The sequence below is a fragment of the Pseudomonas sp. VI4.1 genome, from assembly GCF_002029345.1.
Lineage (GTDB): Bacteria > Pseudomonadota > Gammaproteobacteria > Pseudomonadales > Pseudomonadaceae > Aquipseudomonas.
The window spans coordinates 172,814-190,695 of the sequence record NZ_MULM01000185.1 but is presented as its reverse complement, the minus strand read 5'-3'; the positions used below and the strand labels follow the sequence as shown (position 1 = coordinate 190,695).

General features: G+C 60.9%; 15 protein-coding genes and 3 pseudogenes. 11 read left to right on the top strand and 7 right to left on the bottom strand.

Annotation, left to right across the window (positions count from 1 at the left end):
* Positions 1-285: 285 nt before the first annotated feature.
* Positions 286-480, top strand: a pseudogene (locus BZ163_RS34175) (GFA family protein); the annotation flags it as partial.
* A 26-nt stretch (positions 481-506) separates the two neighbouring features.
* Here the strand turns inward: BZ163_RS34175 and BZ163_RS34170 are convergent.
* Positions 507-833 (bottom strand): DOPA 4,5-dioxygenase family protein, encoded by a 327-nt coding sequence (locus BZ163_RS34170; RefSeq protein WP_128874630.1) that lies wholly within the window; start codon positions 831-833, stop codon positions 507-509.
* Between the two features lie 84 nt (positions 834-917).
* Here BZ163_RS34170 and BZ163_RS34165 point away from each other — a divergent pair, with 84 nt between their 5' ends.
* Positions 918-1,583, top strand: a complete 666-nt coding sequence (locus BZ163_RS34165; protein ID WP_128874629.1) for an NAD(P)-dependent oxidoreductase — start codon at positions 918-920, stop codon at positions 1,581-1,583.
* A 174-nt stretch (positions 1,584-1,757) separates the two neighbouring features.
* On the opposite strand, the gene BZ163_RS34160 is transcribed toward BZ163_RS34165, so the two are convergent.
* Positions 1,758-2,708: a LysR family transcriptional regulator gene (locus BZ163_RS34160; protein ID WP_128874628.1), complete on the bottom strand. Its 951-nt coding sequence runs from the start codon at positions 2,706-2,708 to the stop codon at positions 1,758-1,760.
* Positions 2,709-2,822: 114 nt separating this feature from the next.
* Between BZ163_RS34160 and betC the strand changes: the two genes are divergently transcribed.
* The 3 genes from betC (at position 2,823) to BZ163_RS34140 (ending at position 7,013) form a co-directional block, all read left to right on the top strand.
* Positions 2,823-4,337, top strand: coding sequence for a choline-sulfatase (gene betC, locus BZ163_RS34155; protein WP_128874627.1), 1,515 nt, complete (start codon positions 2,823-2,825; stop codon positions 4,335-4,337).
* Positions 4,338-4,353: 16 nt separating this feature from the next.
* Positions 4,354-5,274 carry a choline ABC transporter substrate-binding protein gene (choX, locus tag BZ163_RS34150; protein ID WP_128874626.1) on the top strand — a complete coding sequence of 307 codons (921 nt, stop codon included), beginning with the start codon at positions 4,354-4,356 and terminating at the stop codon, positions 5,272-5,274.
* 170 nt (positions 5,275-5,444) lie between these two features.
* Positions 5,445-7,013 (top strand): SulP family inorganic anion transporter, encoded by a 1,569-nt coding sequence (locus tag BZ163_RS34140; protein ID WP_128874624.1) that lies wholly within the window; start codon positions 5,445-5,447, stop codon positions 7,011-7,013.
* Between the two features lie 170 nt (positions 7,014-7,183).
* Here the strand turns inward: BZ163_RS34140 and aroE are convergent, their stop codons facing one another.
* Positions 7,184-8,005, bottom strand: a complete 822-nt coding sequence (gene aroE, locus BZ163_RS34135; RefSeq protein ID WP_128874623.1) for a shikimate dehydrogenase — start codon at positions 8,003-8,005, stop codon at positions 7,184-7,186.
* Between the two features lie 67 nt (positions 8,006-8,072).
* Positions 8,073-8,987, bottom strand: a complete 915-nt coding sequence (hemF, locus tag BZ163_RS34130; protein WP_128874622.1) for an oxygen-dependent coproporphyrinogen oxidase — start codon at positions 8,985-8,987, stop codon at positions 8,073-8,075.
* Between the two features lie 179 nt (positions 8,988-9,166).
* Between hemF and BZ163_RS34125 the strand changes: the two genes are divergently transcribed.
* Positions 9,167-10,144, top strand: a complete 978-nt coding sequence (locus tag BZ163_RS34125) for an NADPH:quinone reductase (RefSeq protein WP_128874621.1) — start codon at positions 9,167-9,169, stop codon at positions 10,142-10,144.
* 111 nt (positions 10,145-10,255) lie between these two features.
* On the opposite strand, the gene BZ163_RS34120 is transcribed toward BZ163_RS34125, so the two are convergent.
* The 3 genes and pseudogenes from BZ163_RS34120 to BZ163_RS34110 all read right to left on the bottom strand — a co-directional run bounded on the left by BZ163_RS34120 (position 10,256) and on the right by BZ163_RS34110 (position 13,079).
* Positions 10,256-10,813, bottom strand: a complete 558-nt coding sequence (locus BZ163_RS34120) for an L-threonylcarbamoyladenylate synthase (RefSeq protein WP_128874620.1) — start codon at positions 10,811-10,813, stop codon at positions 10,256-10,258.
* A 54-nt stretch (positions 10,814-10,867) separates the two neighbouring features.
* Positions 10,868-11,973 (bottom strand): annotated as a pseudogene (dprA, locus tag BZ163_RS34115) (DNA-processing protein DprA).
* An 80-nt stretch (positions 11,974-12,053) separates the two neighbouring features.
* The gene (locus BZ163_RS34110; protein ID WP_128874619.1) at positions 12,054-13,079 is read right to left on the bottom strand and encodes a LysM peptidoglycan-binding domain-containing protein; all 1,026 of its coding nucleotides are present in this window, start codon (positions 13,077-13,079) and stop codon (positions 12,054-12,056) included.
* A gap of 166 nt (positions 13,080-13,245) precedes the next feature.
* On the opposite strand from BZ163_RS34110, the gene def reads away from it, so the two are divergent.
* The 5 genes and pseudogenes from def (at position 13,246) to BZ163_RS34085 (ending at position 17,876) form a co-directional block, all read left to right on the top strand.
* Positions 13,246-13,752, top strand: coding sequence for a peptide deformylase (gene def, locus BZ163_RS34105; RefSeq protein WP_064680548.1), 507 nt, complete (start codon positions 13,246-13,248; stop codon positions 13,750-13,752).
* A 57-nt stretch (positions 13,753-13,809) separates the two neighbouring features.
* Positions 13,810-14,769 carry a methionyl-tRNA formyltransferase gene (fmt, locus tag BZ163_RS34100; protein WP_128874618.1) on the top strand — a complete coding sequence of 320 codons (960 nt, stop codon included), beginning with the start codon at positions 13,810-13,812 and terminating at the stop codon, positions 14,767-14,769.
* On the top strand, positions 14,766-16,076 hold the full coding sequence (gene rsmB, locus BZ163_RS34095) for a 16S rRNA (cytosine(967)-C(5))-methyltransferase RsmB (RefSeq protein WP_128874617.1): 1,311 nt from the start codon (positions 14,766-14,768) through the stop codon (positions 16,074-16,076). The genes fmt and rsmB overlap by 4 nt, the downstream gene beginning before the upstream one ends.
* A gap of 22 nt (positions 16,077-16,098) precedes the next feature.
* Positions 16,099-17,470 (top strand): annotated as a pseudogene (gene trkA / locus BZ163_RS34090) (Trk system potassium transporter TrkA).
* Positions 17,471-17,561: 91 nt separating this feature from the next.
* Positions 17,562-17,876 (top strand): tetratricopeptide repeat protein, encoded by a 315-nt coding sequence (locus tag BZ163_RS34085; protein WP_128874616.1) that lies wholly within the window; start codon positions 17,562-17,564, stop codon positions 17,874-17,876.
* Positions 17,877-17,882: the final 6 nt, after the last annotated feature.

Sequence of the window (17,882 nt, the reverse complement as noted above, 5' to 3'; positions counted from 1 at the left end):
AATGGGCGAACCGGTTGGGGTCAGCGCAGAACGGGAAGCACGAGACGTACGGGTGGAGTGGCGGCGAAGCGGCGAGTAGCAGAAGACATCAGGATCACCATTGTTGTTGTTAAAGGGCTGTGCGAGCGATAAAACACTGGCATTGGCCAACCGGTCTGTTGCCGGCAGTGGGGCGATCCTAATCGCGCAAGCTTTCACCCAGCTTTCGCGGATGAAAGCATTGACCGGATGTGCAACCGGTCGTCGGACGAAGGCGTCGGTCAATAGGCATGAGGAGGGAAGGTCATGAGCGAACTTCACACGGGCGGCTGCCACTGCGGACAACTGCGCTATCAATTCATCGGGGCGTTGCACGACATCGCCTATTGTCATTGTTCGATCTGCCGGCGGGTCAGCGGTGCAATAGTGACCACCTGGATCACCGTGCCCGCGTCGGCCTTTCAATGGCTGACCGGGGCGCCTGCGCGGACGAGCACTTGCCGTCTGAGCCAGAAGAAACGCTCTGATCAAAAAATAGACAGGTCCAGCGGACGGATCGCGCCCATCCAGATCGCATGCTCCGTATGGTCGAGCAGATCGTTACCGGTGTCCGGGTGCAGGAACACCACCAGACCTTTGCGGTTGAGCGCCAACCACGGCAGCACGTCGCCAAGGTGCTGCGGCTCGAAAGCCAACTGGCAACTCCAGTCCGGGTGCGGCCCCACCGGTCGCTCATGCACCCGCCCCATCTTCACCGCCAATAACCGGGCCGCTTGCTCACACAAGGCCCGGGCCTGATCGATGCTGCTGGCGTCGAAATACACATGGGCGTGATAGCCCTTGATCTGTTGCATCTGGAATCCCTCTAAACCCGGTCGAACCCTCACCGTTTCCTACAGGTCACACGCCATATAAGTCGCAAACAAGGAATCTCAGCCATGAAAAATGCCGAAACCCCCGTAGTGAAAGTGGTGCTCTATGGTGCCATGAGTAGCCTGGGCAGTGCGCTGATGGCTGAAATGCTGCGGCGCCAGCATGAAGTGATCGCCATTCTCGATGACCTGACAGCGCTCGCGCCGCGTCCGGGTTTGCGCACCAAGACCGGCGATTTGTTCGATGCCGAACGCGTGAAGCAAAGCGTGGCCGGGAGCTCCGCGGTCATTTGCCTGTTGGATGCACCGGGTCTGCCGTTCAATAGCGAGCATGTGGAAAAAACCATCGTACCGGGACCGGTCGAACAAGTGCTGGCCGTGGATGCATTGATCGACGGCATGCAGGCTGCGGGCATTGCCCGGCTGTTTCTGGTTGGCGATTTCGAAGTGCTGGATGATCCGGAGTTGGAGGACCAACTGGAACACCACGCCGCCGAAGAAATCCGCGAGGCTGTGCAAAGCAGTTCCTTGCGCTGGACCCTGGTCAATGCGCCACGCGGGGTGCCGGGGTTGACCATTGAACATTTCAGCCACGTCAGCAGCAGCCTGGAGCCGGGTCTGGCCGAACCGCTGGCCCGGTTGAACCGTGTAGCGGTCGGGATCGCCGATGAGTTGCAGCTTAATTTGCACCTGGGCGAGCATGTGAACTTCATCGCAGCTTCAGAACCCTGAAAAATCGCAGCCTGCGGCAGCTCCAACCTTGAAATACGTTCCCCCTGTAGGAGCTGGCTTGCCAGCGAAGGCGGCCTCGAGTCCTGCAGTGCCCATCAAGACGCCTTCGCCAGCAAGCCGGCTCCTACAGGGGTCGGCGTTTTCCACAATTCAGCAGGCGGTGATCGTTTCGCTTCACACCGCAATCGACGGTAGTGGCAGGCCATTGAGCGATTGCGCACTGCTGGCCTGCTCGGCCATCAACCAGTCGACGAATTGTTGAATCAACGGCCCACGCCGTTTGCGCTGAGGCAGGACCACGTAATAACCCAACCTGGAAATCACCGTTTCAGCAATCGGCCGACACAACAAGTCTTGCGCCAGCAAGTTATCCACAAGGTGCCGCCACCCGATCGCCACGCCCTGTCCGCCAATCGCCGCTTGAATCAACAAGGTGTAATTGTCGAAACGCAATTGCCCCGGTGCTGGTGCCGACGAGATTCCCAGTTCGCGAAATACGCCGCTCCAGTCAAACCAGTTGCTGCTGTTTTCGCCGCGCAGATGCAGCAGTGGAAATTCCAGCAATGTCTGGACCGGCAAGGGCAGGGGGCGATCTTTCAACAGCAGTGGACTGCACACGGGAAACACTTCCTCGCTGAACAGCCAATGGCTTTCACCTTGTTTGAATCGGCCATCACCGAACAACACCGCCACATCGATATCGGTGCGCAGCATGTTGAGGCTGCGTTCGCTGGTGACCAGGCTGACATCGACCTGAGGGTTGGCGGCGTGAAATCGATGCAGCCGCGGCATCAGCCAATAGGCGGCAAAGGCAAAATCGGTGGCGACCTGCAACACCTCGTGTTGATGCTGTGCGCTGATCGCGCTCAATCCAGCGTCTATGTTCTGCAATCCTGCTTGAACCTGCTGAAAAAGGATCGACCCGGCCTCGGTTAATTCGATGCCGCGATAGATCCGATCGAACAGCCGCGTCCCGAGCTGTTCTTCCAACCGTTTGATCTGTTGGCTGATGGCCGGTTGCGTCGTCCCGAGCTCAACCGCCGCGGCGGTGAAGCTATGCTGACGGGCGGCGGCTTCAAAGGCGCGCAGCAGATCCAGAGACAAATCACCAAGGGCGTCATACATAAGCTGTGCTTATCCTAGTCATTGCCGCGCATGGGCTTTACCACAAAGTAGGCGGACTCCATGCTCGATCGCAGCACTCTCGCATAAATATTCACTATGGAATGCCGCGATCACATGAAGCGCAAGAATATTCTTTTCATCATGGCCGATCAGATAGCCGCGCCAATGTTGCCGTTCTACGGCCCTTCGCCCATCAAATTGCCCAACCTGAGCCGCCTCGCCGCCGAAGGCGTGGTGTTCGACGCCGCATATTGCAACAGCCCGCTGTGTGCGCCGTCGCGGTTTACCCTGGTCAGCGGTCAGTTGCCGAGCAAGATTGGCGCCTACGACAACGCGGCCGATTTTCCCGCCGATGTACCGACTTATGCCCACTACTTGCGTCGCCTCGGTTACCGCACTGCATTGTCCGGCAAGATGCACTTCTGCGGCCCCGATCAGTTGCACGGTTATGAAGAACGCCTGACCAGCGATATTTATCCCGCGGACTATGGCTGGTCGGTGAACTGGGATGAACCGGACGTGCGTCCGACCTGGTTCCACAACATGTCCTCGGTACTGCAAGCCGGGCCGTGCGTGCGCACCAATCAGCTGGATTTTGATGAAGAGGTCGTGTTCAAGGCCCAGCAATACCTGTTTGACCACATTCGAGAGGCGGGCGATCAGCCGTTCTGCCTCACCGTTTCCATGACCCATCCGCACGATCCGTACACCATCCCCAAGGCGTTTTGGGATATGTACGACGATGCCGACATCCCTTTGCCGCACACCCCGGCCCAGACCGAACTCGATCCGCATTCCCAACGCTTGCTCAAGGTTTACGACCTGTGGGACAAACCGCTGCCTGTGGATAAAATCCGCGATGCGCGCCGTGCCTACTTCGGTGCTTGCAGCTATATCGACAGTAACGTCGGCAAACTCCTGCAAACCCTGGAAGATACCGGCCTGATCGACGACACCATCATCGTATTTTCCGGCGACCACGGTGACATGCTCGGCGAGCGTGGGCTCTGGTACAAAATGCACTGGTTCGAGATGGCGGCGCGGGTCCCCCTGTTGATCAGTGCGCCGGGGCAGTTCGGTGCCGGGCGGGTCAGCGCAGCGGTGTCCACCGCCGACCTGCTGCCGACCTTCGTGGAATTGGCTGGCGGCTCACTGGAGCCAGGGTTGCCTCTGGACGGTCGCTCGCTGGTTTCGCACCTGCAAGGGCAGGGCGGTCACGATGAGGTTTTTGGCGAATACATGGCGGAGGGCACCATCAGCCCGCTGATGATGATTCGCCGCGGCGCCTATAAATTCATCTACAGCGAAGACGACCCTTGCCTACTCTTCGACGTACACAACGACCCGCGCGAACAGGAAGAACTCAGCGGGTCGCCCCAGCATTTTCAACTGTTCGAGGAATTTCTCGCCGAAGCGCGGGCCAAATGGAACATCCCGGCGATTCACCAACAAGTACTCGCCAGCCAGCGTCGTCGGCGTTTTGTCGCCCAGGCGCTGTCCATCGGCAAGCTGAAGAGCTGGGATCACCAGCCGCTGGTGGACGCCAGTCAGCAATACATGCGCAACCACATCGACCTTGATGATCTGGAGCGCAAAGCACGTTATCCACAACCCTGCCAAAACCAATAATGTTAAGGGGAAGTCCATGCAAAGGTTATCCACAGTACTGACGGCAGGGCTCCTGGCTCTGGGCAGCGCATCGGCGTTCGCCGAGCAAAGCTGCGACACCGTGAAGATGGCGGACCCCGGCTGGAGCGACATTGCCGCGACCAACGCCATCACCGGTTTTCTGCTGGACGGCATGGGCTACAAGGCCAAGGTCGACACCCTGGCGGTGCCGATCACCTTTGGCGGGCTCAAGGATGGTCAGGTGGACGTGTTTTTGGGTAACTGGATGCCAGCGCAGCAGGGCTTCTACGATAAGTTCGTGGCCACCGGCGATGTCACTCAACTGGCGAAGAACCTTGAAGGCACCGAATTCACCCTCGCCGTCCCGGATTACGTCTGGGACGCGGGTGTGCATGACTTTGCCGACTTGAACAAACACGCTGACAAGTTCGACAAGAAGATCTATGGCATCGGCTCGGGCGCTCCGGCCAACATCTCCTTGCAGGAAATGATCAAGAAGAACGACTTCGACATGGGCCAGTGGAAGCTGGTCGAGTCCAGCGAGCAGGCGATGCTGGCCGAAGTGTCCAGGGCGGTGAAAAAGCAGAAGTTCGTGACCTTCCTCGGCTGGACCCCGCACCCGATGAACGTGCAGCTGAAAATGCATTACCTCAAAGGTGGCGAGAAATACTTCGGTGATACCGGCAGCGTTTATACCCTGACCCGCAAAGGTTATGCACAGGCTTGCCCAAACGTTGGCAAATTGCTCACCAACCTGAGTTTCACCCAGGAGATGGAGAACAGCATCATGGCGGAGGTGGTGAACAAGAAAATCAGCAATGCCCAGGCGGCCAAGGCCTGGATCAAGGCCAACCCGGCGGTGCTGGATAAATGGCTGGACGGGGTGAAGACCGTGGATGGGAAGGATGCGTTGCCGGCAGTAAAAGCCAAGTTGTAAAAAATGACCTGTGGCGAGGGAGCTTGCTCCCGCTCGGCCGGGCTGGCGCACCAGTGCGCAGCGCCCGCAGATTTTCAGGGCTGCTTCGCAGCCCAGCGGGAGAAAGCTCCCTCGCCACAATGTTCAGCTTGTACTGATACCCTTGCGTAAACCCCCACCCGAGAGGACCCATGGCCTTCCCCAGCCGCCATTCACTCTTCCCCTTCCTTACCTGGCTGCCGCGGCAGACCCGCGCCAGCGTCGGCCGCGACCTGATCGTCGGCCTCAGCGGTGCCATTCTCGCCTTGCCGCAATCCATCGCCTACGCCCTGATTGCCGGCCTTCCGCCGGAGTACGGCTTGTACGCCGCGATCATCCCGGTGCTGATTGCCTGCCTGTGGGGTTCGTCCTGGCACTTGATCTGCGGCCCTACGGCGGCCATCTCCATCGTCCTGTACGCCAGCGTCAGTCCTCTGGCCGTTCCCGCGTCAGAGGACTACGTCACCCTGATCCTGTTGCTGACGCTGCTTGCCGGCATTTTCCAGTGGCTGCTGGGATTGCTGCGTTTTGGCGCCTTGGTGAATTTCGTCTCGCACTCGGTGGTGCTGGGTTTCACCCTCGGCGCGGCGGTGGTAATCGCCATCGGCCAACTGCCGAACCTGCTGGGGCTGGACGTGCCCAACCAGGCGACGGCGCTGGACAGCTTTTTAATGGTGTTCAAACACCTCGGCGAAGTAGATCGCCCTTCGCTCGTACTGGGCTTGGCCACAGTCGCCGTGGGGGTAATCCTGAAATGGCTGTTGCCCCGCTGGCCCACGCTGTTGATCACTCTGGTCCTGAGTGGACTGCTGGTATGGCTTTGGCCCTCGATGTTCGTTCATGTGAAGCTGGTCAGCGCATTCGTCGGGCGACTGCCGCCCTTCAGTCCGTTGCCGCTGGACCTGGACCTGATCCTGCGCCTGCTGCCCAGCGCCGTAGCGGTCGGGATGCTCGGGCTGGTGACAAGCCTTTCGATTGCCCGTTCCTTGTCGGCCCGTTCGCAGCAACTGCTCGACGCCAATCAGGAAGTCCGCGCCCAGGGTTTATCGAACATGGTAGGTGCGTTTTTTTCCGGCTCGCTGTCAGCCGGTTCCTTTACCCGCTCAGGCCTGAGCTACGAGGCCGGCGCCTGCTCGCCGCTGGCCGGGGTTTTTTCAGCGTTGTGGGTGGCGCTGTTTGCCCTCTTCGGCGCGAGCCTGATTGCGCACATCCCCATCCCGGCCATGGCCGGCAGCATTCTGTTGATCGCCTGGGGCCTGGTGGACCATCGCGGGATCCGTGCGCTGTTGCGAGTCAGCCGCGCCGAGTTTCTGGTCATGACGCTGACCTGTATCGCCACGCTGCTGCTGGAACTGCAGACGGCGATCTACGCCGGCGTGTTGGCTTCACTGTTCTTCTACCTCAAACGCACTTCGCAACCGCGGGTGCAGCATTGGCGCGACGGGGATGAAGACATTCTGCGAGTCGGCGGGTCGATCTTTTTCGGCGCCAGCCATTATCTGCAAGTGCGTCTGCAACGGATGCACGGCGCACGTGTGGTAATCGAGGCGCAGCAGATCAACTTCATCGACTATTCAGGCGTGGAAATGCTGCACCAGGAAGCGCGGCGGCTGTTGCAACAGAATCGCAGCCTGACCCTGCGCGGGGCGCGACCACCGGTGGTGGAAGAGTTGAGAAAGCTGGAAGGCGCGGAGAAATGCCCGATCCGGTTTGAAGACTGAAGCACTGTTCGCTCCTGCGGGATTGGGGCGGACATACATCGCGTGCTCGACGGCGATCAAACTGTAGGAGCTGGCTTGTTGGATCGCCGCACCGCAGCGAAAGCGGTCTATCAGTCAATACAGATGTCGACCGGCATATCGCCTTCGCTGGCAAGCCAGCTCCTACAGGGTTATGCGGCGAGTTGGCGGCGGAGTTCGGCCAGTACTGGCGCCGTATCCGGCCGCACACCGCGCCACAGGAAGAACGCTTCCGCCGCCTGTTCGGCGAGCATCCCCAAGCCATCCATCGCCACCGCCGCGCCATGTTCACTGGCCCAGCGGCAAAACGAAGTCGGATCCTTGCCATACATCATGTCATAGCAAACCGTCTTGCCCGGCTCGATCAAACTGCTGGCAATCGGTGGTACATCGCCTGACAGGCTCGCGGACGTCGCGTTGATAATCAGGTCCACCGGCTCTTGCAACCAATCGAAACCACTGGCCGACACCGGTCCCAGGTCAGCGAACAACTTCGCCAGCAACTCGGCTTTTTCCACCGTGCGGTTGGCGATGACCACCGACGCGGGCTGTTCGGCCAGCAACGGCTCCAGCGCACCGCGCACCGCGCCACCCGCACCCAGCAGCAAGATGCGTTTGCCCTTGAGGCTGAACCCGGCATTGACCGTCAGGTCCCGCACCAGCCCGGCGCCATCGGTGTTGTCACCCAACAGACTGCCATCGGCCAGTTTGCTCAAGGTGTTCACCGCGCCGGCCCGTTGCGCCCGCTCCGTCAGACTGTCCGCCAGGCGATAGGCGTCTTCCTTGAACGGCACCGTCACGTTCGCCCCGCGACCTTCACGGAAAAACGCCCGGGCGCAGCCGCAAAAGTCGTCGAGTGGCGCCAACAAGGTGCTGTAGTCGAGTATTTGCGCCGTTTGCCCGGCAAACAGACGGTGGATCAGCGGCGACTTGCTGTGGCCGATCGGGTTACCAAATACGACATAACGATCCATCAACACACCTCACCTGTAGGAGCTGCCGCAGGCTGCGATCTTGGCGCCATCCCCGGCGAAACAGTACTCAACCCTTGGCCAACCAATCGCGGTCTTGCAGGAAGTATTCGGTCAGGCGCGCTTCTTCGCTGCCCGGCTCGGCTTTCCAGTCATAAGCCCAGCGAACCTGCGGCGGCAGGGACATCAGGATCGACTCGGTACGCCCGCCCGATTGCAGGCCGAAGAGCGTACCGCGGTCGTAGACCAGATTGAATTCGACGTAACGGCCACGCCGGAACTCCTGGAATTCGCGCTGTTTCGCGGTGAACGCTGCGTGTTTTCGGCGCTGCACGATCGGCAGGTACGCGTCGATGAACGCATCACCAATGGCGCGCATGAAGGCGAAGCTGGTGTCGAAGTCCCACTCGTTCAGGTCATCGAAGAACAGCCCACCGATGCCCCGTGGCTCGTGGCGATGCTTGATATGGAAGTAGCTGTCACACCAGGCCTTGTAGCGCGAGTAGACGTCGGGACCGAACGGCGCGCACGCCTGCTCGGCGACGCGGTGCCAGTGCACGCAGTCGTCTTCATTGCCGTAATAAGGCGTCAGGTCGAAACCGCCACCGAACCACCAGACCGGTTCTTCACCTTCTTTTTCAGCGATGAAAAAGCGTACGTTGGCGTGGGAAGTCGGCACATGCGGGTTGTGCGGGTGAATCACCAGCGACACGCCCAGGGCTTCGAAGCCGCGGCCTGCCAGTTCTGGTCGATGGGCGCTGGCGGACGGCGGCAGACCGCTTCCGAAGACGTGGGAAAAGTTGACGCCGCCTTTTTCGATGACCGTGCCGTTTTCGATCACCCGGGTGCGACCGCCGCCGCCGGCAGGCCGGGCCCAGGCATCTTCGACGAAATGTGCACCGCCGTCTTCAGCTTCCAGAGCAGCGCAAATGCGGTCTTGCAGGTCGAGCAGGTAGGCTTTTACGGCCTCGGTGCGGGTCGTCATGTCATCACCTTGAATCGGGCAAAGCTACGCGGCGCTCCATGGGAGCGGGGGCCGGCGCAAATGGGCGCGTAGCATAACATCGCAGGAGCACCCTTCGCAGTTGACGAAGATCAAGCTTGGGCGTTGCATAGGGCGCTTGACGCAACAATTCCAGAAGCCAAGACCCAAGGAGAGTTCTGATGGCAAAGCGTATCCAGTTCCGCACCCATGGCGGCCCCGAAGTGCTCGAGTATGTCGATTACCAACCCGCCGAGCCCGGCCCGCAGCAGGTTCGCGTGAGCAACAAGGCCATCGGTCTGAACTTCATCGACACTTATTATCGCAGTGGTCTTTATCCGCCGCCGTCCTTGCCATCGGGCCTGGGCTCCGAAGGCGCGGGGGTGGTCGAGGCGGTGGGCAATGAAGTCACCCGGTTCAAGGTCGGTGATCGCGTGGCCTACGGCAGCGGCCCGCTAGGTGCCTACAGCGACGTCCATGTATTGCCACAAGCCAATCTGGTGCACTTGCCAGACGCGATCAGCTTTGAACAGGCCGCCGGCGTGATGCTCAAGGGGCTGACCGTGCAGTACCTGCTGCGCCAGACCTACGAACTCAAGGGCGGCGAAACCATTTTGTTCCACGCGGCGGCTGGCGGTGTCGGTTCCCTGGCGTGCCAATGGGCCAAGGCCTTGGGCGTGAAGTTGATCGGCACGGTGAGTTCACCAGAGAAAGCCGCGCTGGCCAAGGCCAACGGCGCCTGGGCCACCATCGACTACAGCCATGAAAACGTCGCACAACGCGTGCTGGAATTGACTGACGGTAAAAAAGTCCCGGTGGTGTACGACGGCGTCGGCAAGGACACCTGGCTGACTTCGCTCGACAGCGTGGAGCCTCGGGGTCTGGTCGTGAGCTTTGGTAATGCTTCAGGCGCGGTGGACGGGGTGAACCTGGGGATTTTGTCGGCGAAGGGCTCGCTGTACGTGACCCGGCCGACCCTGGCGACCTATGCCAACACCGCGGAAAACCTGCAGCGGATGGCCGATGAGCTGTTTGAGATGATCATCAGCGGGAAGCTGAAGGTGGACATCAGCCAGAAGTATCCGTTGGCTGAGGCGGCGAAGGCGCAGACCGAGTTGTCGGCGCGGCGTACGACCGGTTCGACAGTTCTGTTGCCTTGAGGGCCTCTTCGCTGGCAAGCCAGCTCCCAGAGGATTGCGGTCGATCACATAATTTGTATACGACTCGAACCTGTGGGAGCTGGCTTGCCAGCGAAGAACGATGACGCTGTTTTAATCCGGGCGAATTACGTTTCCAGTCGCCACGTCTCGAATAACGCTCGGATTCTTGCGCCCACCCAGATTCCCACCCAGCACCAGATCAAGCTGCCCGCGGAAATACTGCTCGACACGGATCCGTGTCCGCGCCGCCGGCCGGCCCTGAGGGTTGGCCGAAGTCGACACCAGGGGCCCCACCAACGCGCACAAATCCCGCACCTGCGGGTGATCGCTGACCCGCAGCGCCACAGTCTCGTGCACGCCAGTAATCCACTGCGGCAACTGATTCTGGTGTGGCACCAGCCAGGTATTCGGCCCCGGCCAGGTGCTGGCCATGCGGTCCATCCACAACTCGGGAAAGTCTTCGAAGAGGAAATCGAACTGGCGGATATTATCGGCGACCAGAATCAGGCCCTTTTCCACCGACCGTCCCTTGATCAGCAGCAGACGTTCCACCGCTTCTTCGTCCCAAGGGTCGCAACCCAGGCCCCAGACCGCTTCGGTTGGATAGGCAATCACCGCGCCTGCGCGAATGGCTCGCGCGGCTTGTTGCACACGCCAACTGTTGACCATGAAAAACTCTCCGGAATAAGGCTCTGCGCAGTTTACCTTTCTTCATTATAAAACCTAGCTCCCCCGCGCAAACCAGCGCCCGCTTTCGCACACCGCACGGCCATCCATTTCCAGTTCCGTCAGCGCGGCCAGCACTTTTGGCAAAGCCCAGCCGCTGGACTCTGCCAGCGCCTCGCTGGTATGGGGCGCCGCATGGAGCAGCACAAGCAGTGGATGGATGGCCGCAGTCGACGGCGACTCGGTGGAAAACGGCAACCGTTGCCAGCCGCGCAAGGCTTCGAGGATATGCTCGATGGTTTCCACCAGCACCGCGCCGTCGCGGATCAATTGGTGGCAACCGCGGGCGCGGGATGATGAATCGACCCGGGAATCGCATAAACCTCACGACCTTGTTCCGCCGCCAGCCTCGCGGTGATCAACGAACCGCTGGCGACACTCGCCTCCACTACCAGTACGCCGAGAGACAAACCGCTGATGATCCGGTTGCGCCGCGGGAAGTTGCTGGCGCTGGGGCCGGCGTCCAGCGGGAACTCGGAAACCACCGCGCTGCCCGACGCAATCATGGCCTCGGCCAGCCCTCGATTGCGCTGTGGATAAAACTTTTCAAGTCCCGTGCCAAGTACCCCGACCGTTCGCCCGCCCACATCCATCGCCGCCTGATGCGCAGCGGCATCAATTCCGAGAGCCAGGCCGCTGGTGATGACAAAACCGGCGCTCGCCAGGCTCCGGGAAAACGCGGCGGCGGTGTCCATGCCCGGTCGGGAAGCACTCCGGCTGCCGACCATCGCCAGCTGCGGTTTTTCCAGAATACCCGGATCGCCCGCCACAAATAACAACGGCGGCGCATCGCTGATTTCAGCGAGCAATGCCGGGTAGTCGGGCTGGTCCCACATCAGTAAATGCTGGCCCGCAAGCTCTAGCCAGGCCAATGCCTGACTGGCACCGTCACGGATTTCACTGGCGCGCCGGGCCTCGGAGCAAGCAAGGGGCAAGCCCAGCGCACGCCAGGCACTCGCTGGCGCGCTGATGGCCTTGGACGCCGAACCAAACGCCTCAAGCAATTTCTTGAAGCGCGCAGGGCCGAGTTCCGGCAAACGGTGCAGACGTAATCGAGCTTCCAGTTCCGCAGGGGAAACCGGTGAAACACCAGGTAGCGACATGGATCATCCTTGATCGTTATAAGCCCCGTTCAAACGGGAACAAGCTGTGGATAACTCTGTTAGTAACTTGTGGAGCCTGCTTACGGATTTCGCACCTTGTCCATCACCGCCAGCGAGCGCGAAGCATTGAGCACCAGCCCGTAGCTGAGCTTGTCGTATGTGCGGAACACCATCAGCAGACCTGCACGTTCATCAGGAATCTTCACCCGTTCACCGGTGATCCGGTCCCGTACCGTTTCGCCGGTTTTCATCACCACCAACACGTTGCCTTCGACGAGGCCATCGCGTTGGCCCTTGTTAAGCGTGACCACATCCAGTGCGCCGATCTGGGTAACCCCGCGCGGCACATCGATGATCAAGCCGTTGATGTCGGTTTTTGGCGAACCGGGCATGAAGGTCGAGTTGATGGATCGCTCCTCGCTGCTGAACAAGCGATCGCCAAGACGCACTTCCTGCGTAGTGCGTTGCAGCGCCAGGGTGGCGACGTCGCCTTCGGTGGCCACAATCTCGCCACCGCCGATGTCGTCGGCATTGATCCCGAGGAACTCCTTGCTCTCCGGGTCGGTATACACCTTGCCCTGACGGAAGATGCCGTAGACCGGCTGATCCGGGTCGAAGTGGCCGCGGGCGAAGATGCGATCGCCGGTGCCGCTGAGCACCCGCTCGGCATCGCCTGCGACGATATACGGCGCCTTGTCGAAGTCCTCGACCTTGTCGACGATGCGGTTGCTCAGCAGAAAGCTGTTGATCGCTTGCAGTGGAATGCTCGGGATCGCGTCGGCCACCGGGCTGCTGCGGATGCGTGGCGAGAGCTTGATGGTGCCCCGGGAAGCGCCGCGATTGAGGGTCAGCCGCGGCTGGCCGTTGACGTAGACCAGTGACAGCGTATCGCCGGGATAGATGAGGTTGGGGTTTTCGATCTGCGGATTGGCCTGCCAGAGCTCGGGCCATTTCCATGGCTCACGCAGGTATTTACCCGATATGTCCCAAAGTGTGTCCCCCGTGACAACCGTGTATTGCTGTGGAAAACCTTCCCTGAGTTGCACTTGCCCGTGCGCAAAACCGGCCGAGGCCAGAAGGAGCAAGGCGAGTAGTGATTTCCTCATGCGGTGAATCCCTTTATTATGTGCGTTCGCGTGAAACGCCAGAGCCCTCGTGGCTCGCTCCCGGCTTGCTTAGGCAAGGGAGCTACGTTTTACAACGGTAGCCGGCATCTTCGGACCCGCCAGGCCATCGACCCGACTTTACCTCACACGTGCAGCAATTGAGCTTATGGCCATTTTAGACATCCTCGAGTTCCCCGATTCGCGCCTGCGCACTATCGCCAAACCAGTGGCCGTAGTGGACGACGAAGTGCGTCAGTTGGTCGACGATATGTTTGAAACAATGTATGAAGCGCCAGGCATCGGCCTCGCCGCGACCCAGGTCAACGTGCATAAACGTATCGTCGTCATGGACCTCTCCGAAGACCGCAGCGAACCGCGGGTATTCATCAACCCCGAGTTCGAAACCCTGACCGACGAGATGGAACAGTATCAGGAAGGTTGCCTCTCGGTGCCGGGCTTCTACGAAAACGTCGATCGCCCGCAGAAGGTCAAGGTCAAGGCCCTGGACCGCGACGGCCAGCCTTACGAACTGATCGCCGAAGGCCTGCTCGCCGTGTGCATCCAGCATGAATGCGACCACCTCAACGGCAAATTGTTCGTCGACTACCTGTCCACGCTCAAACGCGACCGAATCAAGAAGAAACTGGAAAAGCTCCATCGCCAGAACGCTTGATGCCCTTCTTTCAAAGGCTTGCTGCGGCAAGCCTTTTTCTTTTCAGAGATCGCTCCCATGACTGAGCCACTGCGCATTGTCTTTGCCGGCACCCCGGAATTCGCCGCCGAACACCTCAAGGCCCTGCTCGACAGCCCTTACGAGATCGTCGCGGTCTACACCCAGCCGGACCGTCCGGCGGGCCGCGGGCAAAAGTTGATGCCGAGCCCGGTCAAGCAGCTGGCTCTGGAACACAACATCCCGGTGCTGCAGCCGCCGACCCTGCGCAACGAAGACGCCCAGGCCGAACTGGCCGCGCTGAAGCCGGACTTACTGGTGGTAGTCGCCTACGGCCTGATCCTGCCACAAGTGGTGCTGGATATTCCGCGCCTGGGTTGCATCAACAGCCATGCCTCCCTGCTGCCACGCTGGCGCGGAGCGGCACCGATCCAGCGCGCCGTCGAAGCTGGCGACAGCGAAAGCGGCGTGACCGTGATGCGCATGGAACTGGGCCTCGATACCGGGCCGATGTTGCTTAAAGTCACCACACCAATCACCGGTGAAGACACCGGCGGCAGTCTCCACGACCGTTTGGCCGAAATGGGCCCGCCCGCCGTGATCCAGGCGATTGCCGGTCTCGCTGCAGGCACGCTGGAAGGCGAAGTGCAGGACGACAGCCTTGCCACCTACGCGCACAAATTGAACAAAGATGAAGCGCGCATCGACTGGAGCCGTCCGGCGGTTGAACTGGAACGCCTGGTCCGCGCCTTCAATCCGTGGCCGATCTGCCACAGCACGCTCGATGGTGAGGCACTGAAAGTCCTGGCTGCGAGCCTGACTGAAGGGCAGGGCGCTCCCGGTGAAATCCTCGGCGCCAGCAAGGACGGCTTGATCGTCGCTTGCGGCGCACAGGCGCTGTGCCTGACCCGCCTGCAATTGCCCGGCGGCAAAGCGCTGAACTTCAGCGACTTGTTCAACAGCCGTCGTGAGAAGTTCGCCGTCGGCACCGTCCTCGGGCAAACGGCGGACGCTCAATGAACCCACGTCTGGCCGCCGCCAAGGCACTCGCTGCTGTTCTTAACGGAAAAGCCTCACTCAACAGTTCTCTGCCGACACAAATGGACAAGGTCGAAGACCGTGATCGCGGTTTCACCCAGGACCTGGCGTTCGGCACCGCTCGCTGGCAGCCGCGTTTGTCGGCGCTGGCGGCGAAGTTGTTGCAGAAACCGTTCAAGGCAGCGGATGCCGATGTCGAGGCGCTGTTGCTGGTCGGCCTCTATCAGTTGCTCTACACCCGCGTTCCGGCTCATGCCGCCATCGGCGAAACCGTCGGTTGCGCCGACAAGCTGAAAAAGCCCTGGGCCAAGGCGCTGCTGAATGCTGTTTTACGCCGCGCGCAACGGGAAAGCGAAGCGCTGCTTGCCGAACTGGAACACGACCCGGTGGTGCGCACCGCTCACCCGCGCTGGCTGCAAAAATCCCTGAAGGCTTTCTGGCCTGAGCAGTGGGAAGCCATTTGCGCGGCGAACAATGCACATCCGCCGATGATTCTGCGGGTCAACCGTCGCCATCACGCGCGTGACGCCTACCTTGGGTTGCTGAGCGAAGCCGGCATCGCCGCCACACCGTGCGTTTACAGTCCGGATGGCATCATCCTCGACGCCGCCGCCGACGTGCGCAGTCTGCCGGGCTTCGCCGAAGGCTGGATCAGCGTGCAGGACGAGGCGGCGCAGCTGGCCGCCGACCTGCTGGATCTGGCACCGGGGCAACGCGTGCTGGACGCTTGCTGCGCACCGGGCGGCAAGACCTGCCACATCCTTGAAGCCGAACCCGAACTGGCCGGCGTAGTGGGCGTGGATCTGGAAGCCAAGCGTCTGGTGCGAGTGCGTGAGAACCTTGCACGCCTGGGCCTGAGCGCAGACCTGATCGCCGCCGACGGCCGCGACACCGCAACCTGGTGGGACGGCAAACCGTTTCAACGCATACTGTTGGACGCACCCTGCTCGGCCACCGGTGTGATCCGTCGTCACCCGGACATCAAGCTGACCCGCCAACCCGACGACATCGCCGCATTAGCGGTGCTGCAGGGCGAATTGCTGGATGCCATGTGGATAACCCTGGACGTTGGCGGCATCCTGCTTTACGCCACCTGCTCCACGCTGCCAACCGAGAACACTGAAGTCATCGAGGCCTTCCTCGCTCGTACGCCGGGCGCTCGGGAACTGGATATCGCCAGTCAGGCCGGTATCAAGCAGCCCCATGGCCGCCAGTTGCTGGCCCAGGAAGGCGGCCACGACGGGTTCTACTACGCCAAGCTGATCAAGATCGCCGCCGCGCGCGGTTAACCGGGTTTAAGGGAGTGACTGGATGAAAATCATCATCCTCGGCGCAGGGCAGGTCGGCGGTTCGCTGGCGGAACACTTGGCCAGCGAGGCCAATGACATCACGGTAGTCGACACCGATGGCGACCGCCTGCGCGATCTCGGCGACCGGCTGGACATCCGCACGGTGCAGGGCCGCGGCTCGCTCCCGACGGTGCTGCGCCAGGCTGCGCGACGACGCCGACATGTTGGTGGCCGTGACCAGCAGTGACGAAACCAACATGGTGGCCTGTCAGGTCGCCCACACGCTGTTCCACACGCCGACCAAAATCGCCCGGGTCCGCGAAGCGGCCTACCTGACGCGTAATGATCTGTTCGACAACGAAGCAATTCCGGTGGATGTGTTGATCAGCCCGGAGCAAGTGGTCACCAACTACATCAAGCGCCTGATTCAGCATCCGGGTGCGTTGCAGGTGATCGATTTTGCCGAGGGCAAGGCCCAGCTGGTGGCCGTCAAGGCCTATTACGGCGGTCCACTGGTGGGCCAGCAACTGCGCCAATTGCGCGAGCACATGCCGAATGTCGAAACCCGGGTCGCGGCGATTTTCCGCCGTGACCGCCCCATCCTGCCCCAGGGCGATACGGTGATCGAGGCGGACGACGAAGTCTTTTTCATCGCGGCCAAGGCGAATATTCGTGCGGTGATGAGTGAAATGCGCCGCCTCGATGAGAGCTACAAGCGCATTGTCATCGCTGGCGGCGGGCAGATCGGTGAACGCCTGGCCGAAGCCATAGAAAGCCGTTATCAGGTAAAGATCATCGAAATGAACCCGGCGCGCTGCCGTCATCTTTCGGACACCCTCGACAGCACCGTGGTGCTGCAGGGCAGCGCTTCGGATCGGGATCTGCTGCTGGAAGAGAACATCGCCGACGCCGACCTGTTCCTCGCCCTGACCAATGACGACGAGGCCAACATCATGTCGTCGTTGCTGGCCAAGCGCCTGGGCGCGAAGAAGGTGATGACCATCATCAACAACCCGGCCTATGTCGACCTGATCCAGGGCGGCGACATCGACATCGCCATCAGCCCGCAACTGGCGACAATTGGCACGTTGCTGGCCCATGTGCGGCGCGGCGATATTGTCAGCGTGCACTCATTGCGGCGCGGCGCGGCGGAGGCCATCGAGGCCATTGCCCACGGCGATGCGAAGTCGAGCAAGGTGATCGGTAAATCCATCGAGAACATCGGCCTGCCGCCAGGCACCACCATCGGCGCCATCATTCGCGACGAACAGGTGATCATCGCGCACGACGACACCGTGATCGCGGCGGGCGATCATGTGATTCTGTTCCTTGTGGATAAAAAGCATATTCGGGATGTGGAGAAGCTGTTTCATGTGGGGCTGAGCTTCTTCTGATCCGGTATTTGCGCCCGCGAAGAGGCCCTCCCGGCGATAGCGGTCTCACTGCATCAGATATCCCCTGACACACCTGAATAAGGAATCCACCATGCTCGAATCCCTGGAAAAAATGCTCGCCAAGGGTGTGGATAACTCATTACTGCGCTTCGGCCTCGGCAAGGGTTACCTGGATCTCGGGGAAAATGCCAAGGCCGCCGAGCATTTCCAGCGTTGCGTCGAGTTCGACCCAAAGTATTCGGCAGCCTGGAAACTGTTGGGCAAGGCCCACCTGGCGCTGGCGGATTATCCGGCTGCGCGCCAGGCCTGGGAACAGGGTCTGGAAGCCGCCCGCGTCCATGGCGACAAGCAGGCGGAAAAGGAAATGACGGTGTTCCTGAAGAAGCTCGAGCGTCAGGCGCACTGATCAGCG